The sequence below is a fragment of the Prochlorococcus sp. MIT 0604 genome, from assembly GCF_000757845.1.
GTDB lineage: Bacteria > Cyanobacteriota > Cyanobacteriia > PCC-6307 > Cyanobiaceae > Prochlorococcus_A.
Window position 1 is genome coordinate 249,481 of record NZ_CP007753.1, and the last position, 18,982, is coordinate 268,462.

The 18,982-nt window shown below is 30.4% G+C and carries 24 protein-coding genes and 1 tRNA gene; 11 read left to right on the forward strand and 14 right to left on the reverse strand.

Going from position 1 to position 18,982, the window contains the following annotated elements; translation table 11 throughout:
* Positions 1–27 precede the first annotated feature (27 nt).
* The 3 genes from EW14_RS01295 to EW14_RS01305 form a co-directional block, all read right to left on the reverse strand.
* Entirely contained in the window at positions 28–822 is a 795-nt protein-coding gene (locus tag EW14_RS01295; protein ID WP_042849726.1) for a photosystem II manganese-stabilizing polypeptide, read from the reverse strand.
* A gap of 226 nt (positions 823–1,048) precedes the next feature.
* Complete coding sequence (gene coaBC / locus EW14_RS01300) at positions 1,049–2,296, reverse strand: bifunctional phosphopantothenoylcysteine decarboxylase/phosphopantothenate--cysteine ligase CoaBC (protein ID WP_042849727.1); 1,248 nt, start codon at positions 2,294–2,296, stop codon at positions 1,049–1,051.
* Positions 2,286–2,507, reverse strand: a complete 222-nt coding sequence (locus tag EW14_RS01305) for a DUF2555 domain-containing protein (protein ID WP_042849729.1) — start codon at positions 2,505–2,507, stop codon at positions 2,286–2,288. The genes coaBC and EW14_RS01305 overlap by 11 nt, the downstream gene beginning before the upstream one ends.
* 219 nt (positions 2,508–2,726) lie before the next feature.
* Between EW14_RS01305 and EW14_RS01310 the strand changes: the two genes are divergently transcribed.
* Together EW14_RS01310 and EW14_RS01315 are read left to right on the forward strand one after the other, a co-directional pair.
* Positions 2,727–2,927, forward strand: a complete 201-nt coding sequence (locus EW14_RS01310) for a hypothetical protein (RefSeq protein WP_042849730.1) — start codon at positions 2,727–2,729, stop codon at positions 2,925–2,927.
* Between the two features lie 11 nt (positions 2,928–2,938).
* Positions 2,939–3,280 (forward strand): DUF565 domain-containing protein, encoded by a 342-nt coding sequence (locus EW14_RS01315; RefSeq protein ID WP_042849731.1) that lies wholly within the window; start codon positions 2,939–2,941, stop codon positions 3,278–3,280.
* Here the strand turns inward: EW14_RS01315 and EW14_RS01320 are convergent.
* Together EW14_RS01320 and EW14_RS01325 are read right to left on the reverse strand one after the other, a co-directional pair.
* Positions 3,275–4,297, reverse strand: coding sequence for an aspartate carbamoyltransferase catalytic subunit (locus tag EW14_RS01320; RefSeq protein ID WP_042849732.1), 1,023 nt, complete (start codon positions 4,295–4,297; stop codon positions 3,275–3,277). The genes EW14_RS01315 and EW14_RS01320 overlap by 6 nt on opposite strands.
* A 21-nt stretch (positions 4,298–4,318) precedes the next feature.
* Entirely contained in the window at positions 4,319–4,903 is a 585-nt protein-coding gene (locus EW14_RS01325) for a DNA-3-methyladenine glycosylase (protein ID WP_071840791.1), read from the reverse strand.
* A 172-nt stretch (positions 4,904–5,075) separates the two neighbouring features.
* On the opposite strand from EW14_RS01325, the gene gatC reads away from it, so the two are divergent.
* The gene (gene gatC / locus EW14_RS01330) at positions 5,076–5,369 is read left to right on the forward strand and encodes an Asp-tRNA(Asn)/Glu-tRNA(Gln) amidotransferase subunit GatC (RefSeq protein ID WP_042849734.1); all 294 of its coding nucleotides are present in this window, start codon (positions 5,076–5,078) and stop codon (positions 5,367–5,369) included.
* Between the two features lies 1 nt (position 5,370).
* On the opposite strand, the gene EW14_RS01335 is transcribed toward gatC, so the two are convergent.
* On the reverse strand, positions 5,371–6,321 hold the full coding sequence (locus EW14_RS01335; RefSeq protein WP_225866636.1) for a fatty acid desaturase: 951 nt from the start codon (positions 6,319–6,321) through the stop codon (positions 5,371–5,373).
* 237 nt (positions 6,322–6,558) lie between these two features.
* On the opposite strand from EW14_RS01335, the gene EW14_RS01340 reads away from it, so the two are divergent.
* The 3 genes from EW14_RS01340 (at position 6,559) to ileS (ending at position 10,186) form a co-directional block, all read left to right on the forward strand.
* Positions 6,559–6,640: transfer RNA gene (locus tag EW14_RS01340), tRNA-Leu, on the forward strand.
* 72 nt (positions 6,641–6,712) lie between these two features.
* Positions 6,713–7,162: a hypothetical protein gene (locus EW14_RS01345; protein ID WP_042849736.1), complete on the forward strand. Its 450-nt coding sequence runs from the start codon at positions 6,713–6,715 to the stop codon at positions 7,160–7,162.
* A 117-nt stretch (positions 7,163–7,279) separates the two neighbouring features.
* On the forward strand, positions 7,280–10,186 hold the full coding sequence (gene ileS, locus EW14_RS01350; RefSeq protein WP_042849737.1) for an isoleucine--tRNA ligase: 2,907 nt from the start codon (positions 7,280–7,282) through the stop codon (positions 10,184–10,186).
* Here the strand turns inward: ileS and EW14_RS01355 are convergent.
* Both EW14_RS01355 and EW14_RS01360 read right to left on the reverse strand, forming a co-directional pair.
* On the reverse strand, positions 10,183–10,518 hold the full coding sequence (locus EW14_RS01355) for a hypothetical protein (RefSeq protein WP_042849738.1): 336 nt from the start codon (positions 10,516–10,518) through the stop codon (positions 10,183–10,185). The two genes, ileS and EW14_RS01355, sit on opposite strands and share 4 nt — an antisense overlap.
* Positions 10,478–11,101 carry a DUF3177 family protein gene (locus EW14_RS01360; protein WP_042849739.1) on the reverse strand — a complete coding sequence of 208 codons (624 nt, stop codon included), beginning with the start codon at positions 11,099–11,101 and terminating at the stop codon, positions 10,478–10,480. The genes EW14_RS01355 and EW14_RS01360 overlap by 41 nt, the downstream gene beginning before the upstream one ends.
* A gap of 118 nt (positions 11,102–11,219) precedes the next feature.
* Here EW14_RS01360 and trmB point away from each other — a divergent pair, with 118 nt between their 5' ends.
* The gene (gene trmB / locus EW14_RS01365) at positions 11,220–11,849 is read left to right on the forward strand and encodes a tRNA (guanosine(46)-N7)-methyltransferase TrmB (RefSeq protein WP_042849741.1); all 630 of its coding nucleotides are present in this window, start codon (positions 11,220–11,222) and stop codon (positions 11,847–11,849) included.
* Between the two features lie 7 nt (positions 11,850–11,856).
* On the opposite strand, the gene EW14_RS01370 is transcribed toward trmB, so the two are convergent.
* On the reverse strand, positions 11,857–13,209 hold the full coding sequence (locus tag EW14_RS01370) for a phosphoglucosamine mutase (protein ID WP_042849742.1): 1,353 nt from the start codon (positions 13,207–13,209) through the stop codon (positions 11,857–11,859).
* 133 nt (positions 13,210–13,342) lie between these two features.
* Here EW14_RS01370 and EW14_RS01375 point away from each other — a divergent pair, with 133 nt between their 5' ends.
* Positions 13,343–13,888: a thioredoxin domain-containing protein gene (locus EW14_RS01375; RefSeq protein WP_042849743.1), complete on the forward strand. Its 546-nt coding sequence runs from the start codon at positions 13,343–13,345 to the stop codon at positions 13,886–13,888.
* A 3-nt stretch (positions 13,889–13,891) separates the two neighbouring features.
* Here EW14_RS01375 and thyX read toward each other — a convergent pair whose 3' ends face one another.
* From thyX to EW14_RS01390, 3 genes are read right to left on the reverse strand one after another with little or no spacing between them, the layout of a single operon-like run.
* A complete protein-coding gene (thyX, locus tag EW14_RS01380) occupies positions 13,892–14,524 on the reverse strand; it encodes an FAD-dependent thymidylate synthase (RefSeq protein WP_042849744.1) in 633 nt (210 codons plus the stop codon).
* 1 nt (position 14,525) lies between these two features.
* Positions 14,526–15,119 (reverse strand): dCTP deaminase, encoded by a 594-nt coding sequence (gene dcd, locus EW14_RS01385; protein ID WP_042849745.1) that lies wholly within the window; start codon positions 15,117–15,119, stop codon positions 14,526–14,528.
* Between the two features lie 4 nt (positions 15,120–15,123).
* A complete protein-coding gene (locus tag EW14_RS01390) occupies positions 15,124–15,705 on the reverse strand; it encodes a cob(I)yrinic acid a,c-diamide adenosyltransferase (RefSeq protein WP_042851273.1) in 582 nt (193 codons plus the stop codon).
* 198 nt (positions 15,706–15,903) lie between these two features.
* Here EW14_RS01390 and ntcA point away from each other — a divergent pair, with 198 nt between their 5' ends.
* Genes ntcA through EW14_RS01405 form a run of 3 tightly spaced genes read left to right on the forward strand, consistent with a single transcriptional unit; the run spans position 15,904 to position 18,081 of the window.
* A complete protein-coding gene (gene ntcA / locus EW14_RS01395; RefSeq protein WP_042849746.1) occupies positions 15,904–16,638 on the forward strand; it encodes a global nitrogen regulator NtcA in 735 nt (244 codons plus the stop codon).
* 39 nt (positions 16,639–16,677) lie between these two features.
* Positions 16,678–17,643, forward strand: a complete 966-nt coding sequence (locus EW14_RS01400; protein WP_042849747.1) for a DUF3084 domain-containing protein — start codon at positions 16,678–16,680, stop codon at positions 17,641–17,643.
* Positions 17,644–18,081, forward strand: coding sequence for a hypothetical protein (locus EW14_RS01405; RefSeq protein WP_042849748.1), 438 nt, complete (start codon positions 17,644–17,646; stop codon positions 18,079–18,081).
* Here EW14_RS01405 and EW14_RS01410 read toward each other — a convergent pair.
* On the reverse strand, positions 18,062–18,319 hold the full coding sequence (locus EW14_RS01410; protein ID WP_042849749.1) for a DUF3146 family protein: 258 nt from the start codon (positions 18,317–18,319) through the stop codon (positions 18,062–18,064). The two genes, EW14_RS01405 and EW14_RS01410, sit on opposite strands and share 20 nt — an antisense overlap.
* Before the next feature lie 3 nt (positions 18,320–18,322).
* On the reverse strand, positions 18,323–18,925 hold the full coding sequence (gene pth / locus EW14_RS01415) for an aminoacyl-tRNA hydrolase (RefSeq protein ID WP_042849750.1): 603 nt from the start codon (positions 18,923–18,925) through the stop codon (positions 18,323–18,325).
* Between the last annotated feature and the right edge of the window lie 57 nt (positions 18,926–18,982).

Sequence of the window (18,982 nt, forward strand, 5' to 3'; positions counted from 1 at the left end):
TAACCCCCTTTTTTTCTTAGGTAGGATTTATGCCTTTCTTCCGTAAAGCTCCCCAATTATTTTTACATCAAGTGGATCTTTTGAACCCATATCTGTATCTGAAGGTTGGATAGCTTCAAAAGTACCAGCAAATTCGTCTGTGTCAGAATCTACGCTGTTGATTGAAAGAGTAATAACGCCAGTACCGTTTACATCAACTTTAATATTTTCTTTTGCAAGTTCTTCGTCATCTCCTCCTAATGCAACTAAACCTTGAGCATATTCAACACCAGTATTTTTAGCTCTTGCCTTAGGATCTAGAAAATCACCAGTTCTGTAGTTAGGTGTAAATGTTGAACCACTAACCTCAGTGCCTGGCTCAATAGATGAAGGTAAATCAGCTGTAAGATCTTTCGCTGAGAATGCAAATGGCACTTCCAAACCACCAGGAGTTAATACAGTAATAAGTTGAAAATCAATACCACCTTTTTCGGTGAAAGTTCCTGAATCTATATCTCCATAAACTTCTGTCACTGTTGTGTTATTTCTAGGGCTAATAATTTTTGTAGAAACAAATTCTGCAGCTTTGCGTTTAGTTCCTGGCACTTTCACATAAACTTCTGTTGGATGCATACATATTCCTTTAAGGCTATCTCCATTCCCTAGAGATATTGATCCCACAAGAGATGAGTCTAATGTAGGGCAATCATTGGCTTTACCTGTGTTAACAACATCTGTGAATTGTGCATTTCCTCTTTCAGAAAAAGCAAATGTTTTAACAGGTACGAAAGCAAAAGTTATACAAATTGAAATAACAAAAGCTAAGAAAGAACGAATTCTCATAATTAAAGTTGCTGTAAAGTTCTGTGACGGTAGATTAAAGGTCATTTAAATAGTTCAGTAGGGATATTACAAGGGAAAGGACCATAAAAGATAGGACTTTTAAATCATCGAAACAACCCGTAGCTTTTTAGAATTTAAAAAAACTGAAATAATTTTAAGCTATCACATTATTTTTAATGATTAAGATTACAAAAAAATACAAATTAAAAATTTTTTTTTATTTTCTTTATGAAATAATTTGGGTTATTAATTTATTTGCTAGATCAATTTTTGATGTTTTGTTAATGTAGTGTTCCCTATTGTTCGTATCGAACAGCCAACCTTCATTTTGTGCCAAAAAGCCAAATCCTTGGCCTTCAAGATCAATTGGATTTGCGAATAGATAGTCGCAACCCTTCTGGAAAATCTTTTCTTTAATTGTTATTCGTGCTTCTTCAATAGATCCTGTAAAAGCACAAAAGCCCACAAAAACTTGGTTATCTTTTTTTGATTTACTAATTGTTTTTAAAATATCTGGTACTAGCTCAAAGTTTTTATTCAAATGATCATTAATTTTATTTTTTGGAATTTTAGCTGAAGTATCAGAGGTTATCTTGAAATCAGATACTGCTGCATTCATGAAAAAATAATCACAATTTGATATTTCCTTATTAAGTGCCCTAATTAAATCAATACTAGTTTCGATTTCATATCTTTTTATTCCATCAGTGAGATTCTTATCGAATTCTAGAGGACCATGGACATATTTTACTTTTGCTCCTCTGAACCTTGCTACTTGAGAAAGAAGAAGGCCCATAGCTCCTGAACTTTTGTTAGTAATGTGTCTTGCCGCATCAATTTTCTCCGAGGTAGACCCTCCAGTTATTAAAATTTGTTTATTAAGTAAATCTTTGCGATATTTATTTTCTTTGTGTGAAGCTATAAATTCAAGAGCTAATTGAATTAGATCATTTGGAGGTATTTTACCGATTCCAACAGCATCACACGCTAAGAGGCCTTCACTTGGTTGCAAAGACAAAACATTTTCGTAATTCTGTAAATTCTCATAATTTTTTTGGACAGCTTTATTTAGCCACATTTGTGTATTCATTGCTGGTGCAACAATAATTGGCTTTATATTTGCTATTAATATGCTTGGAATCAATCCCTCTGCATTACCAGTTACCCATTTTGCTAATGTTGTTGCTGTTAAAGGGGCAATGATTAAAATATCAGCCCAATTGCTTAGTTCTATATGAAGAGGTGTTGATTGACTATTTGACCATTGATCATTTTCTAAAATGCAAGGGTTTCTACTTAAGATAGAAAGAGGAAGCGGCTTTATTAATTTTTCTGCATTTTTGGATAAAACGCATCTTATTTCATAATTTTCTTTCGCTAATTGGCTAACTAATAATGGAATTCTTACTGCCGCAATACTCCCTGTTATTAATAAAAGAACCCTTATTTTGGAGTCCTTATTTTTAGTTTTCATCGAAAGGTTCCTGATCGAGGAGATGGATATAATTAGTAGTTAATTCAGGTCTATTGATTGCAAGAGCTCTCAGTAAGTGCCAGTCTTTTAAACCATCAAATGGAGTATTGTAGTTATCTTCTTCTAACCTTTTAGCGAGTTCAAGGGTCATTTCTTCATCAAAAGAATTAACTAGTTCCTCACTTATTTTATTTTCAGAAATAAATTTCATATTGAGTAGAGTCAATATATTTTAATAATAAAGCCTTAAGTAATTATTTAAGATTGATATAAGTATTAAGTATATAATTTCAAGGAAATGACAATTTTCAATATCCACAAACTTTTCAAATTGTTGTTAGTTCATTTATGTTCATTCTCAGTCATAAATAGGCAAACTCTCCTTTTCAAAAATATTCTTTCATAAAATGTTAATGTCAAAATTCACATTATGTCTCAAACCAAAAGAGAACAAGTCATTAGTCACATACGCTATTTAAGACAAGAGTTCAGAGAAATGCATTTAGGAATAAAAGAAGATGACCTTTTCCCTGACCCAGGCGAATTAAGAGGATTAATGGCTCAGTTGGAAGCATTACTTGAATTAATAGAAGGAAATACTAAAATTCAATCAAATTCTGAAGCAGCTTAGTTGAATGCAAAATGGTTGTTAAAGCTCAAAAGACAAAATTTCAGCTAAAAATTGTGGAAAATATTAAGACATTAAGTTTTTGGGCTAATAATCCATGGCGAAGATATTCATTATCATTGATTACAATTTTAATTGGATACTTTTTTGGGAGTTCTCTTGGCATGGTAAGTGCCGTTGTAGAAATTATGGATCCGGTGGCTGCTTTCTTGTCAGTAGTTTTTATCGAGACTTTAATAGTTCTAAGAAGAAATTTTAGATTTGAAAGGAAAAAGAAATTTTTAGTACTTTTATTAGATTCTCTAAGATTAGGATTATTTTATGGTTTCTTTACTGAAAGTCTTAAGTTGCTATAAATTGATTTTGTATTTCTGTAATAGATAAAGCAAAGCCATTCTTATAGGGATACCATTTGTAACTTGATTGTTTATTAAACAATTAGGATAATGGTCTACCACTTTGCTACTTATTTCAATATCTCTGTTAATGGGGCCAGGATGGAGAATTGGAATTTCTTTATTATTCAAAGATAATTTCTCTGGGGTTAAGCCATAATCCAAACTATATGAATCAATGCTACTGAGTAAATTCTCCATCATTCTCTCTTTCTGTAGTCTTAAAACAATAATCGCATCTGCAATTTTTATTGATTCTTCTAAAGATCTAGAAATTGTTATGGAACCTCTTGATTTCACAGGATCTTCTATTTGATTTGGCGCGGATGTTTTTAGAAAATTGATAAATTCATCAGGTATTAATGTCTCAGGACCACATAAGATTATGTCTGCGCCGAATGCACTCAAAGCCCAAAGATTTGATCTGGCAACCCGTGAATGATTAACATCTCCAATTATTAAAATTTTTCTGGAATTTAAAACCTCTGGATTAAGTGTTTTTTTGGAAAAGAATTTTATCAATGTATAGATGTCAAGCAATCCTTGGCTAGGGTGACTATGTAATCCATCTCCCGCATTAAGAACCGAAGTCTTGGAATTTATTGCATCAAGTTTTTTAGCAATCTCAAAGGTTATGTAACTTGATGAGTGCCTTATAACTAAGGTATCCGCTCCCATAGCAGAATAAGTTATAGCTGTATCAATTATTGTTTCGCCTTTTGTTAAAGAACTAGAGGATGGCGCAAAAGTTTGGACATCAGCAGAAAGCCTTTTTGCTGCAAGCTCAAAACTATTTTTTGTTCTTGTACTAGCTTCAAAAAATAAAGACGTTACCAAAGTTCCTTGTAGGGCAGGTATCTTTTTCGTCCCTGCATTCTTTAGTGCATCAAATCTATTAGCTAATTCAAATACTGACTCATAATCCTTAATTGAAAAATTAGCTAGTGTGTGGATATGTTTATGAGGCCAAATTTGCATTACGCTTAAAAAGATGAATGATTATTGAAATTTAGGTGTTTTGTCACCTTTTAATCTTTTACTTACACTCCTACTATTTTTGAGATACCAACGCCATTTTATATTTTTTGCCTTTGATATGCCAATTCTCGTAGTTTGAATAAGATCTTTATCTTCTAGTGTGGAGTCTCTTGGAGCAATCCATAAAGATATTTTATTAAGAACTTCCAGTGAGTTAAATGAAATATCTACATTAAATGCTTTAGTAACTAGGCCAGGTCCAGAAGCTAATCTTTCATTCTGTTTGGAGATAAAAACTGATCTTATTAATACACCACTAGCAAAATCTTCTTTATCAGTAACTATATTTAAACAATGATGAATGCCATAAGATTTGTAAATATAAAATGTTCCAGGTTTGCCAAATAATGATTTATTTGATTTAGTCATGTTGCGGTAGCCATTACAGGCTTCCTCTTCCTGTGAATAGGCTTCAGTTTCAACAATTACCCCCTTAACTTGATTTATCTCACTATTTTTTTTTATGAGGTAACAGCCAATTAAATCAGGTGCAACAAGTTTAGAGTGCCGATAAAAAAAATTTTTTGGAAATAATTCTTCTTCTATTTTTCAATAGTCATCTAGTAACATATTAAGCTTATAAAAATGATTAAAGCTATTAATTGATATTGATTTTCAAAAAGATGTGATTATTTTTTTTATTTATTTGAAATTCAAAGGATATATAAATTAAAATGTTCTTAATGAACTATTATTTAATAATAAAGATATTAAAGGTATGACAAAAATAACTAAAGAGGAAGTAAAAAAAGTTGCTCATTTAGCGAGATTAGAGCTTAATGAGAATGAAATTAATAATCATGCAGCACAATTAGAAAAGATATTGGATTATGTAAGACAACTTGAAAAAATTGATACAGATGATGTCACTTGTACAACTAGAGCTATAGAGGTTATTAATGTATTTAGAAAAGACGAACAGAAAAATTCAGATTGCAATGAAGAGATTTTAGAATTGAGTCCATCAAGAGAAGAAAAATACTTTAAAGTCCCAAAAATTATTAATGAATGAGTTAGTTGCTTCCTATAAATGTTTTATTGACTATCTTTAACAAAATTTTTTTTATTTTATAACTTGGGTATAGATTTATGATTTTTCTTATTTTCCCTCTCTTTTTGCTATGACTCCTTATACCTATTAATAAGTCATAAATGAAGTTGAAAATGTCATCTTTACTTTCAAAAATCCCAACCCTTTGAGGGGAACCTTTTTTATCCAATAACGGCTTAGTTTTTTCATAAGCTATTTTGTATTCAAACCAAGGAATCGAAGGCCAAAGATGATGAATGAGATGGTAATTTTGACCCATTATTAATAAATTCATAAATCTGCTTGGATAAACTCGAGAATTTATCCATTTATTTCTTGATCGAAAAGGTCTATGAGGTAAATAATCAAAAAATATTCCCAAAGTGACTCCCACCATAAGTGCTGGACCGAACCATAGATTATAAATTAAATTCATGAAGTCAAATTTCAGACCTGCCAAGATAATTGTAATGAATATGGATCTTTCAATTCCCCATTGGAGTAATTCATATTTTCGCCAAAGTTTTCTTTGAAAGAAAAATACCTCATGATAAAAAAATCTTGGTGCAATTAGCCATATTGGACCAAAAGTACTGACTATATGATCTGGATCATTTTTGGGGTGATTTACGTGTATATGATGTTGTAAATGAACTCTTGTAAAAACTGGGAAGCTAAACCCTAATAGAATTGCTGAGCCATGCCCCATAGCTTGATTTATCCAAGGAACTGGATGAGCAGCTTTATGACAAGCATCATGAATTACAGTACCTTCAATGTGTAAAGCTAAAAAAGCGGTGGCTATAAGTAAAGGTAAAGGCCAAACACCTCTATACCATTGCCATATACTAAGAAAAGCGAGAAAATAACCGCCAAAAAATAAACCTAATGTTGGATTCCAAAAACTTGGCGGATCTACGTAATTTTTAATCACTTTTTGCCAATTAAATGTTTTTGAGGAATTAGTATGGTTTGTTGTATTTTTACTGGTTAAGTTTGTAATTGTTCCTTATATTCTTTAAATAATATAACTAATATTTTAATATGATTGCATCCTCAAAAATAAAAAATTTCTTTTAAGAGAAATTTAATTTAATTTAATGTGTCAAAATAATCATCTTAAGAAAAAAAATTTTTAAAACAAACCTCTTTCAATTATTATTTTATTTGAGCGGTCGTGGCGGAATTGGTAGACGCGCGAGTTTTAGGTACTCGTATCTTCGGGTGTGGGAGTTCAAGTCTCCCCGACCGCACTTAAGGGAATTCTGATAGATAGTTTGTTTATCTATATCAACTTCTTATAATTTAATTATGTAGTTAATTTGATGAATACTTTTATATTTTATTTGGGAATTTTTTATTTCGTTGTTGGGATCATTTTTTTATTTGTACCGATAATTTATCTTGAGCTAGGCAAGCCAAAAGACTTAATTAAAGCTTTTTTAAATTTGTTAGTAGGTTTGATATTAATAATTAAAAATAAAATAATAGATGAATCATTTTTTGTAATTTTCCTCTTATTAACACTACTAGTTATTTTTTATCTAGTAGAGCTTTTTTTATCTAGATGGTATATATTGACAGAAAACGAAAAGAAAAAATTAACTACCTTTGTTGAATTTAAAAATAAATTTTCGAAAATATTAGAAGCTATTAAGCTGGGATTTGGTCATTTTAAGAAACCTTTAAATTTTTTTAATTTTGGGAGAAATAATAAAAATACAATCCAAAAAAAGTGGGTAAGAAATGATAAAAATGATAATATAAAAGTCTGAAATCTAATTAATTGTTTATTTGAAACACCCCAAAAAAACTACAGGTCAATAAAGAAAGAATATAATGAATTAGATTTATTTAAATAATTCTTTTGATCACAATATTTCTTATGTCGTATGAAATCTCAAAATAGCAAAGAACAAAAATCAGACTTTTCTTATAAAGAAACTTTAAATTTACTTAAAACTGATTTCTCAATGCGTGCTAACTCAGTTGTAAGAGAACCTGAGATTCAGGATTTTTGGTCTAAAAATAATATTGATTTCGAATTAGGTTCAAAGAACTCAGGCAAAACATTTACATTACATGATGGGCCTCCCTATGCAAATGGAGCTCTTCATATGGGTCATGCTCTGAATAAAGTTTTAAAAGACATAATAAATAAGTACAAAACATTGAAAGGATTTAAAGTTCACTATGTTCCTGGCTGGGACTGTCATGGATTACCGATTGAATTGAAAGTACTTCAGAATTTAAAATCTGATGAAAGAAAGAATTTAGACACTCTAAGTCTTAGAAAAAAAGCGACAGATTATGCTCATATACAAATTGATAATCAAATGGAGGGTTTTAAAAGGTGGGGCATATGGGGAGATTGGGATAACCCTTACTTAACTCTTAGGAAAAGTTATGAATCTGCTCAGATTGGAGTATTTGGGAAAATGTTTTTAAATGGTTATATATATAGAGGTCTTAAACCTGTTCATTGGAGTCCAAGTTCGAGGACTGCACTCGCAGAAGCAGAATTAGAATATCCTGACGAACATTATTCAAAAAGTATTTATGTTTCCTTAAAAATCACTAAAGTACCTGAAAAGAACCTATTGAAATTTTGTCAAGAAAATCCCAATATCAAAAAGGATTCTTTTCTCGGCGATTCTTTTATAACGATTTGGACGACAACACCCTGGACTATACCGGCGAATGAAGCAGTCGCAGTAAATCCAAAAATAAACTACGTTTTTGCGATTGATGAAGATAAACGAATATATCTTTATGCAAAAAATTTATTTTCTGAAATTAGCAAGAAATTTAATAAAATTTTCAAGATACTTCTAGAGGTTAAAGGCTCTTCGTTAGAAAATATCGAATATCAACATCCTACTAAAAATAAAAATTGCAGAATCGTGATTGGCGGAGATTACATTACAACAGAATCAGGTACTGGAATTGTTCATACTGCACCCGGTCATGGGATAGATGACTTTAATGTGGGGCAAAAATACGATTTACCTATTACATGTGTTGTTGACGAAAAAGGTAACTTAAATGAATATTCTGGTCAATTTAAAGGATCGAATGTCCTTAAAGATGCAAATGATTTAATTATTGAACATTTAAAGGAAAATAATTTGCTCCTATTACAAGAAAACTATAAGCATAGATATCCTTATGATTGGAGAACTAAAAAACCAACTATTTTTAGAGCAACAGAACAATGGTTTGCTTCTGTTAATGGCTTTAGATCATCTGCATTAAAGGCAATCGAAGATGTTGAATGGATGCCAGCTACTGGTAAGAAAAGAATCTACTCTATGGTTGTTGGTAGAGGGGATTGGTGTATTTCGAGGCAAAGGTCTTGGGGAGTCCCAATCCCAGTTTTCTATAAGAAAACTGGTACTGAAATTCTCCTAAATAGCGAGACAATTAATCATATTCAAGAACTTTTTAGTGAACACGGAGCAGATATTTGGTGGGATTGGGACGTTAAGAATCTATTGCCAAAAAATTATTTAAAAGAAGCTGATCTTTGGAAAAAAGGAACGGATACAATGGATGTTTGGTTTGATTCAGGATCTAGCTGGGCAGCAGTTTGTGAACAGAGAAGTGAATTAAAGTACCCTGCCGATCTTTATTTAGAGGGTTCAGATCAGCATCGAGGTTGGTTCCAGTCGTCTTTGCTTACATCTGTTGCAGTTAACAATAAACCTCCATATAAGAAAGTTTTAACTCATGGTTTTGCACTTGATGAAAACGGAAGAAAAATGAGCAAATCATTAGGCAACGTAGTTGATCCAAATATAATTATTAATGGAGGTAATAATAAAAAAGCTGAACCTGCTTATGGTGCTGATGTTCTAAGGCTATGGGTAAGCTCTGTAGATTATTCAGTAGATGTTCCCATTGGTTCAAATATACTCAAACAACTATCAGACGTCTATAGAAAAGTTCGTAATACTGCAAGATATCTTCTAGGAAATATTCATGATTATGATCCTAATGTTGATGGTTTTGAACTTGATCAGTTGCCGCTCTTAGATCAATGGATGTTAGGTAGATTAGTTGAGGTTACAGATCAAATATCAAATGCTTATGAAAGTTATGAATTCTCAAAATTTTTTCAAATCTTACAAAGTTTTTGCGTTGTAGATCTATCAAATTTCTATTTGGATATTGCGAAGGATAGGTTATATGTAAGTTCCAAATCACAATTTAGGAGAAGATCATGTCAGTTCGTAATGTCAAAAGTTGTTGAAAATTTAGCTGTTCTTATTTCTCCAGTGCTTTGTCATATGGCTGAAGATATTTGGCAAAATATTCCATATCCAACTGAAGAAAAATCAGTTTTTCAAAGAGGATGGCCAATTTTTGCGCAGTCATGGAAAAACGAAAGTCTTAATCAGCACATTGCAAATTTAAGAAATTTGAGAGTGGAGATTAATAAAGCTATAGAAGGATGTAGAAACAAACAAATAATTGGAGCCGCTTTAGAAACAGAAGTTAATTATTTACCTGAAGATAAATTTGTTAAAGATTCTCTAACTTGGCTTAAAAAATTTGGGAATCATGATGTTGATTTATTTAGGGATTGGCTTATAGTTTCAGATTTTCAAGTCGTATCTGATTTGGCAGAGAATTCCTTGATTCTTGAAAATAATGAACTTGGGAAAATTCAAATTCTTAAAGCACATGGTCAAAAATGTGATAGATGTTGGCACTACCAAAAAGAAATTTTTAGTGGAATCCAAAATACAAAATTATGCAAAAGATGTTCGAATATTATTAATCTTCACTTTACTTAAATCCAGTTTTTTTGATTTAAAAAGAAAACTATGTTTTGATTTTCTCTAATGAATTTATCCTTGGTTTCTCTTAAAGGTGCTTTATAAAGTTTAAAATTTGTAAGTTCATATCGAAATTCTATAACTTTCTTTTCTAAATCTATCTCAATTGGATGCGTAGTAGAGCTACTAAAACCTTTGAAAATAAGTATTTCTAATTGTTCTTTGTGACCTCCTTTTAGAATGAAACCTTCTAGTTTAAGTATCCTATTAGGTATGTCGGAACTTATTTTCTCAAGATTTTTTATTAAATCAATTTCTGCCATTTTCGGAGAAAAAAGAGTTTCTTCCATTTTTTGGTAATTTGATTATTGACCATTGAATAAGCCCTAAAGTGTAAATTAGTAATGCAAATAATCCTGTAAATTTTGCTATCGGTTCAGTAAAGTTTGCCCCGAATAAAAAATTAAATAAATTTTTTATAGAAATATATAAATTTGAAGAAGGCTGAAGCCATATTGCACATGCATCCGAATTAATAATAGAAAAACAGTTAAAGCTTTGTATACTCTGAATTAAAAAATTGAGAGATATAAAAGTTACCGCCCATCTCCATATCTTTGTCGTAGTGGTAAGGGAGTAAGAAAAATCATATTCTCTCAATTCATCATTAATATCGTTCCAAAACCAAACTGAGACTGTCATTAATAATGTTGAAATATTTGTTATGACAAGAGCATAGTTGAACTTACCTATTAAAAGCAGAAGGCTTATAAAAAATAAAAGGGATATTTTCCAATAAATTGATAGAAGTTTATTTACTGCTTTATTTCTTTTTTGAATTGACCAGAAGAATAGAGTAACAGGAATTCCAATAAGGAAAATTATTGATAGCTGAAAGGATAGCCAAATAGAAAGTTGATTAAAAACGTTCAAAACTTTTTTTGAAATACATAATAATTAAACATTAAACTGTTACTTTTGGAATTACTATTGTCATAGTTATGAATATTATGCATCCTTATATTATTGCCTAGAAATAAATTAATATTTTATGAGACAGCATGTTAATCCGCTTAGTATTAATTTCAATCAAATTGAGAAAATACCTTCTTTGAGTGAAATGTTTGGTGATCCTAAATTGAATTTTCATTTGGATATAGGTTCTGCTGCTGGTGAGTTTCTATTTGATTTAGCATTAGTTAATACCAGTTGGAATTATTTGGGAATTGAAATCCGAGAGAAATTAGTAAAAAATGCCCAATTAAAAGTTTTGAAAAGGGAAATCAAAAATCTATATTTTTTGTTTGGTAATGCTAATAATATTTTTAATGATGTTCAAAATAAATTTATTTTCAAAAATCTAAAAAGTATTTCTTTTAATTTTCCTGATCCTTGGTTTAAAAAGAGACATTATAAAAGGCGTGTAATTCAGCCAGAATTTATTAATATGCTCTCAAATAAATTGCAAAAAGGGACTCTAATTTTTATAAAAACAGATGTTAAGGATTTATTCGATTATATGGACTGCACTATATTAAGTAATTTTCGTTTTAAAAGAATAGATAAAAAAGATTTTAATTATTCCGAAAGTTTTAATCCCATTAAAGTTAAAACTAATCGGGAAAAGTATGTGATTGTTAATCAACTTGATATTTATGAAATGATCTATATAAAAATTTGATTTGTCGTTAATTTATTATTTTATTAATTTCTAAAGAGAGTTTGTTTGTGATTTCGCTTGATAGAGAATGAACTTTTTTATGATTTTTAGCCTCAACAAGAACTCTTAATACCGGTTCTGTGCCGCTAGGCCTTATATAAACTCTACAATTATCTGAATAAATTGCATGAAATTTTTCTATAGACTGATCAATTAAAAGTTTGTTTTTTGGGTTTAATTTATTAATATTAAAATCTAAATTAATATTAGTTAGTATTTGAGGAAAAGGATCGAAACTACTTTTAAGCCAATCATTTAAATTAATATTTTTCTTTTTACAATATTTAGAAATTTGAAGTGCAGTCAATATCCCATCTCCAGAAAAGTTATTAATTTTTGAAAGTATATGACCTGACTGCTCACCTCCTAGAATAGCTCTTTTTTGTTTAATTGCCTCATGAACATATTTATCTCCTACATCAGTTCTATAAAAGATTCCTCCTATTTTCTTCCAGGCCTTTTCAAAACCTAAGTTTGCCATTTGCGTTGATATTAGCAAATTATTTGTGAGGGTTTTTTGTTCCATAAGTTCTCTACCCCAAAGAAAAAGAATATGATCTCCATCTAACACATTTCCTTTTGAATCTATTCCAATTACTCTATCGGCATCTCCATCGAAGCTAAATCCCATATCTGCAGGACACTCTCTTAATGCTTTTTTTAATGCTTCGAGGTTAGTAGAACCACAATTCATATTAATCTTCAAACCATTTTTAGAGTTATTGATAACTCTTACATCAGCACCAAGAGACTGAAAAATTTTTTCTGCGCAAGTTGTTGCTGATCCATAGCATGTGTCTAAAATAATTCTCAACCCGCTTAAATTTTCTCCATCCATTGTTTGGATTAGGCTTTTAAAATAAATCTCCATAAGATCTTTATTTATTTTTTGGGGGGCCACTTTTCTAGGTACTGATATATATTGTTTTGACTCTTCAATTAATTTTTGAATTTTATTTTCAAAACTTTTATTAATTTTTTGACCATTATGATCAAAAATCTTTATGCCATTATATTCTGGCGGATTATGACTTGCAGATATCATGATTCCACTGCTGAGGTTTTGTTGTTTGATTAAAAAAGGTATAGCTGGGGTTGGACAAATTCCAAGATTGATAAATTTTTTGCCACTTTCACTAATACCTTGTGTTACGGCCTGAAGTAGAATATTTCCACTAATTCTCGTATCTCTTCCAATTAATATTGGATTTTTCTTTTTTAAAGTCGAGCCTAGAGCATAACCTACTTTGTAGGCTAGAGAATAAGTTATCTCTTCATTAAATCTTCCTCTTATTCCATCAGTTCCAAAGATTGATTGCATAATTAAATATAAGGAATCAAAGAAATTTTTGATAACTATTCATTGTTATTTTATCAGTTGATTAAAAGCTTATAGATTTCAATTCTCTTTATTTGTTTAATTTATTTAAGATGCTCTTAGTTACACCATAATAGTGCAATCTGAAAGCCGAGAGCCAATCTTAAAGACAAATTTAAAAACTATACTTATTTTAATTATATCTATTGTTTTTATTTCACTGCTTTTGTTTAGAAGTCTATTTTTTAAATCAACTTATCTTCTAAAGAGTTTTGGCGAATTATCTATTGACCCTGAAATAGCTTTTACAAATAATAAGCCTACATTTCTTGAATTTTATGCAGAGTGGTGTGAAGTTTGCAAAGAAATGGCTCCACAAGTTTCTGCTTTTAAAGATGAATACGAAAAAGATATTAATTTTGTTTTTTTAAATGTTGATAATCAAAAATGGGGAAATTACATCCAAAAGTTTGCTGTAAATGGGATTCCTCAGGTTAATCTTTTTGATAAAAAGGGTAATCTAATATCTACTTTTATTGGTAAACAAGATGAAATAAAAATAAGAGAATCTATTAATAATTTAGAAAAAGAAGAGAAACCCTATGAGGAAATTATTAATGCTGAATTTTCAACAATTCAAGAAAATAAAAATAATAAAGTTAGTCCACGTAGTCATGGATAATTTTTACCACTCTAAAGATTTTGATACAATAGGAAAGCATTGTTTAAAAATAGACTTGCAATTTTTGGCGATAGACTTGTGTTCTTTTTGGGTACCATGAGCTGATCTTAAATGAATGTAATGTATCCAAGACCTGCATGATCCAGACATATAGATTCGTGTTGGAGTTGCTAATGGTAAAACAAATCTTGCACATTCTTTGGCTACCCCTTCAGCAAGTAAATCTTCATATAATTTTGAAGCAGCCTGAAAATGTAAATCAATTTTTTCATTGAATCTTTTTTTTAACTCATCAGGAAGGTCGGGGATTGAATTTTGCCTATTTTTAGAATCTTGACGCCTCAACTCTGGTAAGGGAATATTGCCCAATTGAGAACTATCTGCATATCTCTGTGAAAATTCCTGAAAAGTAAAAGATCTATGTCTTAAAATTTGAGCAGCGATTCCTCTGTTAGTTTCTATTTGTAAGGTCATAAATGACTGTTCAAAAACACTCCAATGTTCATTTTTTATGCAATAACTTAGTAATTTTGAATAATCCTCATTTTCCTGATTTTTTGGATTACTTACTCTTGCAATGTAAGCCATTGTTTTTTCTGCATCGGGAGTTAGCGAAATTAGCTCAACTTTACTCATTTTAGATTTTTGCTAGAGTCACTTTTTCTGGTTGGTTTTGATATTTTCCTTTTCTATCTTCATAGGTTGTAGAACATGGATCACCTTCAAAAAATAGTAGTTGGCAAATACCCTCTTCAGCATAAATTCTGCAATCTGCACCTGAACTATTACTAAATTCTAAGGTTAGATGACCTTCCCACCCTGCTTCGGCGGGTGTTGTATTAACAATTATTCCTAGTCGTGCATAAGTACTTTTGCCTATACAGATTACAGTTATATTTTCTGGTACTTTCATCTTTTCTAAAGCCACTCCTAAACCATAGGAGTGAGCAGGGAGAATAAAGAAGTCTCCATCATTATCATGGTGAAGTTCAGTTTTTTCTAAATTATTAGGATTAAACTTTTTGGGATTCATAACGGTACCAGGGACATGTCTGAAAATTAGGAATTCTTTTGATGAAAGTCTTAAATCATAGCCATAAGATGAGCATCCGTAACTCAAAACTGGCTTTTGTTTATTATCAGGCTCAAGATGCCTCACTAAATTTGACTGAAAGGGCTTTATCATTCCTTCCGAGGCCTGTTGATTTATCCAGAGATCATTTTTTAGCATTGTTTTATGAGCGAAGTTCGGTAATTTGGTTGGCCATTAATAATAGATCTTTAGGAATATCTGTACCAGTAAGAATTACATCTCCTGATATAAATCGGTTTTCAAGTGTTGAAATCAAATCATCTTTATCGATAATTTTCATCTCAATAGCTAAAAAAATTTCATCAAGTATGATTTGGTCGTTCTCGTCAGATTGTAGTTCTTTTTTACAAAAGTTCCATAATTCAACAGTAGATTCATGAATAGATTTTTTTAAATTATTATTATTTTCAATTTCTTCTGAATTATATTGATCAAATGAATGTGATGATCTTATCCAGGTTAAGTTACCGCAAAGCTTTACTGCATTATCAACTCCTTGTTTTACGCCTCCCTTCATAAATTGTATTAAGAGCACTTTTCTACCAAGAGCAGCATTTCTTAGAGAATCTCTAATAATAGATGGGTAGCTTCCTCGATATGAAGAATGATAGATTTGAATTTGCCCGTTTTGTGTAAATCTTTTTACGTTAACTTTGTTAGCAGTATTTATGTTTACAACATCAAGATTATTTCTGGAACAAATATGGGATGAACTATTTACCATTATTAAATTCTTTCTACATGCAGTATAATTAGAATCTACCGACACTGCATATAGTGTAATTTTACTTAAAAAAGTCTTAATCAAGTGGAAACTGGCAGAAAAAGCCTTATTTGTAAATTAATAAGAATTGAAAATTGTTACTGTTGATACAAGATATTTTAGGACGTCTCCTTAAATTTTTTAATAGTTAAGATATTTATGATACCTGCTTCACGAGGATTCAACCGCTTTAGTTCGCAACATTCCGGACAAAGTAAAATTAACTCTATTGGAGAACGTTTTCCAATCAATAGAACTTTAATGGAAGTTATTAAAGGTCTTGATGGTGCAAGCACAGAAATGGTTGAGAGATCTAAAACTATATTTTTCCCTGGGGATCCTGCAGAAAGGGTTTATCTTATAAGAAGAGGAGCAGTAAGATTATCAAGGGTTTATGAGTCAGGTGAAGAAATAACAGTTGCTCTTTTAAGAGAGAATAGTCTCTTTGGTGTTTTATCTCTTCTAACAGGACATAGATCTGATCGTTTTTACCATGCTATAGCATTTACAAGGGTTGAGATGATAACAGCACCTGCCAATTCTGTTTTAAGAGCTATAGAGGAAGATGCATCAGTAGGACTATTACTTTTGCAAGGGCTTTCAAGTAGGATCCTGCAAACTGAAACCATGATAGAAACTCTTACACACAGGGATATGTCTTCTCGTTTAGTAAGTTTCTTAATGGTTCTTTGTAGAGACTTTGGAGTTGCAGGTGAAAAAGGTATCACAATAGATCTAAGGCTTTCACATCAAGCAATTGCTGAAGCTATTGGTTCTACAAGAGTAACCATTACAAGATTATTGGGAGATTTAAAGGATTCAGGGCTTCTTAATATTGAAAGAAAAAAGATCACAGTGTTCGATCCAATTGCTCTTGCAAAAAGATTTAATTGATTCATCATAAATTATGATGTATTGAGGGTATGCAAACGTGTGGCTTGGATTTTAATTGTTTTTTTAATATTCCTGGGAGGATTAATTGCACCATTTGGGGATATTCTTGGAACAAAGATTGGTAAAGCAAGATTTAGTATCTTAAAATTAAGACCGAAAAAAACAGCAACTATAATAACAATAATTACTGGTGGTTTTATTAGTTCAATATCAATAGGATTGTTGATTTTAGTAAGTGAAGAATTCAGACAAAGGCTTTTTGTTGATATTCCTTTTTTGCAAAAAACTTTAGATGAAAGTAAAAAGGCTTTAATCCCTTTACAGGAAGAACGAAAGGAACTTGAAGGTAAAATTATGCAAAAAGAAAAGGAGTTAAATCAATTAAAAAATAATATTAAAGAATTTAGGAGAGGAAATATTGTTATTAAAAGGGGGCAAACTTTATTTATTGCTGAGATCAATTCCAGCTCAAATATAAAACTAGACTTAACAAAAATCTTTAATGAAGCTGATAAATTTGTCAGGAAAATTGTTATCCCAATTAATAAAGAAGCAAAAAATATTCTTTTATGGAGACCTAATGATATTTCAAGAATTGAGAAAATAGCAGCTAGAGGTGGTAATAAGATTTTATTAATCAAATCAGCCACAAATGTTTTAAAAGGGGATAATTATGTTTTTGTATCTCCTGATTTATTAGAGAATAAATTTATAGTCAAAAAAGGGGATGTTATTACAAGTTCAATTCTTAAAGAAACTGATTTAAATCTTAAATCAATAAATACTAAAATTAAAGCATTGCTTAGAGAAACAAGGGATGAAATTAAGTCAAAAGGATCACAAGTTAGTGAAATTAATACAAATGGAAATTTTGTAAAAAAAATTAGAGACTTTCTTCAAGAAAATCAAAATATTAAATTTAAGTTAGAAGTAGTATCTTTAAGAGATAGTAAAACTTTAGAACCCATAGTCGTTGAAATAAATATTTTAAAAATTGCATCTTAAATGCCTAGAGTAATAACTATAGATCCTGGAAAAAGTAAATGCGGCTTAGTCTTAGCTGAAATTAGTGAAAAAAAAGTTTATCAAGCCATCATTGTTAAAAGTGAATTAATTGAGAATTATGTCAGCAATTTAATTGCCGCTGAGGATATATCACAAATTATTATTGGCAATGGTACAACCAGTAAAGCAATCAAAGAAAAGCTGTATTTTTTTAAAAAAGAAATAATAACTTTTGAGGAAAAAAATACTACTTACAGGGCTAAAGCAAGATATTTCGAACTTTTTCCAATTAGTGGTCTGAAGTTTTTAATGCCTCGAGAGGTTTTTATTTTTAATAAAAATCTTGATGCCATATCAGCTTTAATAATTTTAGAAGACTATTGCAAAATGAAGTTTACTTTGAATCAAAATGTAGATTTTAAAACTTGGCTGAAATAGTGAATTTATATTCATTCCCTGCTTCTAATTCATAATCTTTTTTTAATAAAAATCTCAACAAGGCATTCTCAATTAATGCTCTTCCCAAAGGTGGATTTACTGTTAATAAACCTTTATGAAAAGACCATGTAAAAGTCCATTTAAATTGACTAGCTTCCACAACTCCCTGAATTTGCTTTTTTGAGAAGCAATATTCCTTAACACTTAACTTGGCAATCGTTTCAGGTTTTGAACGCATTTCTTAAGGTTGGTCTTTGCCAAAAGAATTTAGTTCATTAATTATATATTCTTCTTTTTTTGTATTTAGTTGTTCGAGGGATTCTATTACTCTCTTGTAAACTTTATCCAATATCAATTTTTCTTCTAGAGAAATATTTCCTAATACATGTGAAATGGTATTGAAATTATTTTTTCCTTCTATTAGAGGAGGTGACCCAATACCAATTCTTATTCTCTTAAAGTTTTGTGTGTGCAATTGTTCAATGATGCTTTTAAGCCCGTTGTGTCCCCCTGAACTTCCTTTTCTTCTAAATCTTATTTTTCCAAGCGGAAGATCTTTATCATCGACTATTATAAAAATCTGATCTAAATTGATTTTGTACCAATCAACTATTGCTCTGACCGCATCACCACTCTTATTCATAAATGTGTTTGGTAAAAATAATCTGAAAGTAGAATCATTGATTTGAAATTCTGAGCAGGAACTTTTGAGCTTATCTTTAAATAAAAAATTTGAATTATATTTTTTTGAGAGATTTTCTAGCAGTGAAAAACCTATATTATGTCTACTTTTTGAGTATTTTTTCCCAGGATTTCCTAACCCAATTAAAAATATTTCTTTCATGGTTTTATTTCTCAATCTTTTTTCATTGAGAATAATTATATATATGCAAACTATAAC

Excerpts from the sequence above, each read along its gene's own strand:
- EW14_RS01305 (WP_042849729.1), bottom strand. The coding sequence starts at position 2,507 with ATGAAATTTATTTCTGAAAATAAAATAAGTGAGGAACTAGTTAATTCT.
- EW14_RS01405 (WP_042849748.1), top strand. The coding sequence starts at position 17,644 with ATGCCTAGAGTAATAACTATAGATCCTGGAAAAAGTAAATGCGGCTTA.
- gatC (WP_042849734.1), top strand. The coding sequence starts at position 5,076 with ATGACAAAAATAACTAAAGAGGAAGTAAAAAAAGTTGCTCATTTAGCG.
- pth (WP_042849750.1), bottom strand. The coding sequence starts at position 18,925 with ATGAAAGAAATATTTTTAATTGGGTTAGGAAATCCTGGGAAAAAATAC.
- trmB (WP_042849741.1), top strand. The coding sequence starts at position 11,220 with ATGAGACAGCATGTTAATCCGCTTAGTATTAATTTCAATCAAATTGAG.
- EW14_RS01315 (WP_042849731.1), top strand. The coding sequence starts at position 2,939 with ATGGTTGTTAAAGCTCAAAAGACAAAATTTCAGCTAAAAATTGTGGAA.
- EW14_RS01355 (WP_042849738.1), bottom strand. The coding sequence starts at position 10,518 with ATGGAAGAAACTCTTTTTTCTCCGAAAATGGCAGAAATTGATTTAATA.
- EW14_RS01310 (WP_042849730.1), top strand. The coding sequence starts at position 2,727 with ATGTCTCAAACCAAAAGAGAACAAGTCATTAGTCACATACGCTATTTA.
- ileS (WP_042849737.1), top strand. The coding sequence starts at position 7,280 with ATGAAATCTCAAAATAGCAAAGAACAAAAATCAGACTTTTCTTATAAA.
- EW14_RS01345 (WP_042849736.1), top strand. The coding sequence starts at position 6,713 with ATGAATACTTTTATATTTTATTTGGGAATTTTTTATTTCGTTGTTGGG.
- dcd (WP_042849745.1), bottom strand. The coding sequence starts at position 15,119 with ATGCTAAAAAATGATCTCTGGATAAATCAACAGGCCTCGGAAGGAATG.
- EW14_RS01410 (WP_042849749.1), bottom strand. The coding sequence starts at position 18,319 with ATGCGTTCAAAACCTGAAACGATTGCCAAGTTAAGTGTTAAGGAATAT.
- ntcA (WP_042849746.1), top strand. The coding sequence starts at position 15,904 with ATGATACCTGCTTCACGAGGATTCAACCGCTTTAGTTCGCAACATTCC.
- EW14_RS01320 (WP_042849732.1), bottom strand. The coding sequence starts at position 4,297 with ATGCAAATTTGGCCTCATAAACATATCCACACACTAGCTAATTTTTCA.
- EW14_RS01370 (WP_042849742.1), bottom strand. The coding sequence starts at position 13,209 with ATGCAATCAATCTTTGGAACTGATGGAATAAGAGGAAGATTTAATGAA.
- EW14_RS01390 (WP_042851273.1), bottom strand. The coding sequence starts at position 15,705 with ATGGTAAATAGTTCATCCCATATTTGTTCCAGAAATAATCTTGATGTT.
- EW14_RS01295 (WP_042849726.1), bottom strand. The coding sequence starts at position 822 with ATGAGAATTCGTTCTTTCTTAGCTTTTGTTATTTCAATTTGTATAACT.
- coaBC (WP_042849727.1), bottom strand. The coding sequence starts at position 2,296 with ATGAAAACTAAAAATAAGGACTCCAAAATAAGGGTTCTTTTATTAATA.
- thyX (WP_042849744.1), bottom strand. The coding sequence starts at position 14,524 with ATGAGTAAAGTTGAGCTAATTTCGCTAACTCCCGATGCAGAAAAAACA.